Source organism: Mycobacterium sp., assembly GCF_049683355.1.
GTDB lineage: Bacteria > Actinomycetota > Actinomycetes > Mycobacteriales > Mycobacteriaceae > Mycobacterium.
In genome coordinates this window covers 1-4,263 of the sequence record NZ_JBAUJB010000078.1, presented here as the reverse complement: position 1 = coordinate 4,263, position 4,263 = coordinate 1, and the positions used below count along the sequence as shown (strand labels likewise).

Sequence of the window (4,263 nt, the reverse complement as noted above, 5' to 3'; positions counted from 1 at the left end):
GGGGATGGACCGGGAACATCCACGGACCGTCGGATGCGGACAACACCGTCGACGTCAAGCTGCACCACGTCGGCGCGGACCTCGGGGTGGCCTGTCGCAGGATTTCCACGAGTACGGCATGGACTGGCACTCGGACCGCATAGTCTGGCATGTCGACGGCGTCGAGGTCGGAAGGGTCACCCAGGCCCAGTACGAGGCACTCGGGGGCGACTGGACGCCGTTCTCCGGCGCCTGGGACCACTATCTGATCCTCAACGTCGCCGTCGGCAATCCCTGGACCGGCGATCCTGACCCCTCGGCACCCTTCCGGGCGCAGATGAAAGTCGACTGGGTGAAGACCTACACGTTGTAGCGAACGCTGGACGGGTACATGCTGGGAACAGAGCCCAAGAACCCGACGTTAGGAATGACGTGGCTACCCAAGACCTGACTGCTGAACGGTTCAACGACACCATCAACGACAACGAAATCGTGCTCGTGGATTTCTGGGCGTCGTGGTGCGGGCCGTGCAAGCAGTTCGCGCCGACCTTCTCGGCGTCGTCGGACAAACATCCCGATGTGGTGTACGCCAAGGTGGACACCGAGGCCGAGCAGCAGCTGGCCGCTGCCGCAGACATCCGCTCGATCCCGACCTTGATGGCGTTCAAGAAGGGCAAGCTGGTGTTCAACCAGGCCGGCGCCCTGCCGCCGGCGGCGTTGGAGGATCTGGTCCAGAAGGTCAAGGAGTTCGACATCGACGCTGCGACGGCAGCCCAGGACGACGGTGAGGCCCCCGGTCCGCAGTAGCGCCTGACCCGACGCCCGATACCGTGCAGGCGTGACCGAAGACACTCCTGCGCAGTTCGTCCTGGTAGACCGTCCGCGCCCGCATATCGCGCTGGTGACGTTCAACCGGCCCGAGCGGATGAACTCGATGGCCTTCGACATCATGGTCCCGCTCAAAAAGGTCCTCGACGAGCTCAACTCCGACAACACGGTGCGCGCGATCGTGCTGACCGGTGCGGGGCGAGGGTTCTCCTCGGGGGCCGATCACAAGTCGGCCGGGTCGGTTCCCCATGTCGACGGCCTGACCAGACCGACGTTCGCGCTGCGCTCGATGGAGGTTCTCGACGACGTCATTTTGGCGTTGCGCAAAATGCACCAGCCGGTCATCGCGGCGGTGAACGGCGCGGCGATCGGCGGGGGACTGTGCCTGGCACTGGCCTGCGACATCCGCGTCGCGGCCAGCGGCGCCTACTTCCGCGCGGCAGGCATCAACCTCGGGCTGACCGCCAGCGAACTGGGCCTGTCGTTCCTGTTGCCGCGCGATCGGCACCTCGCGGGCCTTCGAGATGATGCTGACCGGGCGCGATGTCACCGCCGAAGAAGCCGAGCGGAGTGGTTTGGTGTCGCGCGCGGTGCCCGAGTCCGAGCTTCTCGAGGTGTGCTTCGACATGGCGGCGCGGATCGCTTCGTTCTCGAGGCCGGGTATCGAGTTGACCAAACGCACACTGTGGAGTGGACTGGACGCCACTAGCCTGGAAGGGCACATGCAGGCCGAGGGTCTGGGACAGTTGTACCTTCGTCTGCTCACCAGCAACTTCGAGGAAGCGGTCGCCGCGCGTGCCCAGCGGCGCGCCCCCGCCTTCACCGACGACAAGTAAGTAGGGACATCAGCGTGATCACCGCAACGGACCTCGAGGTCCGCGCCGGGGCGCGCACCCTGCTCTCGGTCGACGGGGCGGCGCTGCGGATCCAGCCCGGCGACCGCATCGGTCTGGTCGGTCGAAACGGGGCCGGCAAGACCACCACCATGCGCATTCTGGCCGGGGAGGGCGAGCCCTACGCAGGGACCGTCACCCGCGTCGGAGAGGTCGGCTACCTGCCGCAGGACCCCCGCGAAGGTGACCTCGACATGCTGGCCCGCGACCGGGTGCTGTCGGCGCGCGGTCTGGACACCCTGCTCACCGATCTGGAGAAGCAGCAGGTGCTGATGGCCGAGGTGGCCGACGACGACGCCCGTGACAAGGCGATCAAGCGCTACGGAGTGCTCGAAGAGCGGTTTGCCGCGCTGGGTGGGTACGCCGCCGAGAGTGAAGCCGGCCGGATCTGCGCCAGTCTGGGCCTGCCCGAGCGCATTCTGACCCAGCCGCTGCGCACGCTGTCGGGTGGCCAACGTCGCCGCGTCGAGCTCAGCCGCATCCTGTTCGCCGCGTCTGACACCGGCTCTGGATCGGACACGACGCTGCTCCTCGACGAGCCCACCAACCACCTCGATGCCGACTCCATCGGGTGGTTGCGCACGTTTCTGCAGAACCACACAGGTGGTCTCGTGGTGATCAGCCACGACGTGGACCTGCTCGCCGACGTCGTGAACCGGGTGTGGTTCCTCGATGCGGTGCGTGGCGAGGCCGACGTCTACAACATGGGTTGGCAGAAGTACCTGGATGCCCGTGCCACCGATGAGCAACGCCGCCGCCGGGAACGTGCCAACGCCGAGAAGAAGGCGTCGGCGCTGCGCACCCAGGCGGCCAAGATGGGCGCCAAGGCCACCAAAGCCGTTGCCGCGCAGAATATGCTGAAGCGGGCCGAGCGGATGATCGCCGAGCTCGACGACGAGCGGGTGGCCGACAAGGTCGCCCGAATCAGGTTTCCCACGCCCGCGGTGTGCGGTCGAACCCCGTTGGTGGCCAAGGGCCTGACCAAGGTATTCGGCTCCCTGGAGGTGTTCACGGGCGTCGACCTGGCGATCGACAAGGGATCTCGGGTGGTCATCCTCGGACTCAACGGTGCGGGTAAAACCACGCTGCTGCGCATCCTTGCGGGAACCGAGTTGCCCGATGCGGGGGTGATCGAGCCAGGGCATGGCCTCAAGCTCGGCTACTTCGCGCAGGAACACGACACGATCGACGGGTCGGCCTCGGTCTGGGAGAACATCCGCCATGCCGCCCCGGACACCGGTGAGCAGGACCTCCGCGGCCTGTTGGGGGCGTTCATGTTCAGCGGCGCGCAACTCGACCAGCCCGCAGGCACCCTCTCGGGCGGCGAGAAGACACGATTGGCGCTGGCCGGACTGGTCGCCTCGACGGCGAACGTGTTGCTGCTCGACGAGCCGACGAACAACCTCGATCCGGCGTCGCGCGAACAGGTGCTCGACGCACTGCGCAGCTACCGGGGCGCGGTGGTGCTGGTGACCCACGACCCCGGGGCCGCCGAGGCATTGGACCCGCAGCGGGTGGTGCTGCTGCCCGACGGCACCGAGGACTTCTGGTCCGACGAATACCGCGACCTGATCGAGCTCGCCTGATCTTTCGCGTGTCAACAGTTCCCGCGCCGGGTATGCCTAGGCATCAACCGCGGGGAGGCGCCGATGAAGCAGGACAGCAAAACCAGGGAACAGTTGATCAGCGAGCTCCGCCACGAGTACGAGCGCGGGGCGAGTATCCGGTCACTGGTGGCATCGACCGGCCGCTCCTACGGCTCGATTCACAGCATGCTGCGCGAATCTGGCACCGCAATGCGCAGCCGCGGCGGCCCCAACCATCGCGGCCGCCGGTGACGGGTCACCGTTGCCGGACCGAGTCCTCGACCAGATCCAGCACGGCGCCGAGCCTTTCGGGATCGTCACCGGAAGCCAGTCGCGCCACCAGGCCGTCGAGGACCAACTCGAGGTAGGTGCGCAGCACCTCGCCGGGCACGTCGTCACGCAGCCGTCCCGCCTGCTTCTGGCGCCGTAGTCGCTCGGTGGTGGCCGCCGACAGTTCGGCGGAGCGTTCCGCCCAGCCCTGGCTGAAGGCAGGGTCGTTGCGCAGCTTGCGTGCGATCTCCAGCCGGGTGGCCAGCCAGTCGAACTGTTCCGGTGCGGCGAGCATCTCCCGCATCACCTGGATCAGCCCCTCCCGCGTCGCCACCTCGGCCATCCGCTCGGCGTCCTCGCGGGCCAGCTCGAAGAACAGCGTGTCCTTGTCGCGGAAGTGATGGAAGATCGCGCCGCGCGACAGCCCGATGGTCTGCTCGAGTCGTCGGACTGTCGCCCGGTCGTAGCCGTGCTCGGCGAAGCACCGCCGGGCACCGTCGAGAATCTGACGACGCCGTGCCGCCAGATGATCGTCGGTGACCCGGGGCACCTGCTACGACTTCAGCATGTTGCGCAGCACGTACTGCAGGATGCCGCCGTTGCGGTAGTAGTCCGCCTCGCCGGGGGTGTCGATGCGCACCACGGCGTCGAACTCGACCTCGCCGCCGTCCTGCTTGGTGGCCTTCACATGCACCGTCCTGGGCGTA

At 67.1% G+C, this 4,263-nt stretch carries 6 protein-coding genes and 1 pseudogene; 5 read left to right on the top strand and 2 right to left on the bottom strand.

Features of this window, described 5'->3' with window-relative positions:
* The first annotated feature begins 118 nt into the window (after positions 1–118).
* The 5 genes and pseudogenes from WA944_RS04845 to WA944_RS04825 all read left to right on the top strand — a co-directional run bounded on the left by WA944_RS04845 (position 119) and on the right by WA944_RS04825 (position 3,538).
* Positions 119–352, top strand: a complete 234-nt coding sequence (locus WA944_RS04845; RefSeq protein WP_526611437.1) for a hypothetical protein — start codon at positions 119–121, stop codon at positions 350–352.
* A 59-nt stretch (positions 353–411) separates the two neighbouring features.
* A complete protein-coding gene (trxA, locus tag WA944_RS04840; RefSeq protein WP_526370603.1) occupies positions 412–786 on the top strand; it encodes a thioredoxin in 375 nt (124 codons plus the stop codon).
* 31 nt (positions 787–817) lie between these two features.
* Positions 818–1,643: pseudogene (locus WA944_RS04835) on the top strand (enoyl-CoA hydratase).
* A gap of 14 nt (positions 1,644–1,657) precedes the next feature.
* The gene (locus tag WA944_RS04830; protein ID WP_163890414.1) at positions 1,658–3,286 is read left to right on the top strand and encodes an ABC-F family ATP-binding cassette domain-containing protein; all 1,629 of its coding nucleotides are present in this window, start codon (positions 1,658–1,660) and stop codon (positions 3,284–3,286) included.
* A 63-nt stretch (positions 3,287–3,349) separates the two neighbouring features.
* A complete protein-coding gene (locus WA944_RS04825) occupies positions 3,350–3,538 on the top strand; it encodes a helix-turn-helix domain-containing protein (protein ID WP_163890416.1) in 189 nt (62 codons plus the stop codon).
* 4 nt (positions 3,539–3,542) lie between these two features.
* Here the strand turns inward: WA944_RS04825 and WA944_RS04820 are convergent, their stop codons facing one another.
* Together WA944_RS04820 and WA944_RS04815 are read right to left on the bottom strand one after the other, a co-directional pair.
* Positions 3,543–4,106 carry a TetR/AcrR family transcriptional regulator gene (locus tag WA944_RS04820; protein WP_526370600.1) on the bottom strand — a complete coding sequence of 188 codons (564 nt, stop codon included), beginning with the start codon at positions 4,104–4,106 and terminating at the stop codon, positions 3,543–3,545.
* A 3-nt stretch (positions 4,107–4,109) separates the two neighbouring features.
* Positions 4,110–4,263, bottom strand: a 154-nt coding sequence (locus WA944_RS04815; protein ID WP_526646459.1) for a hypothetical protein, incomplete at its 5' end; no start/stop codon positions are given.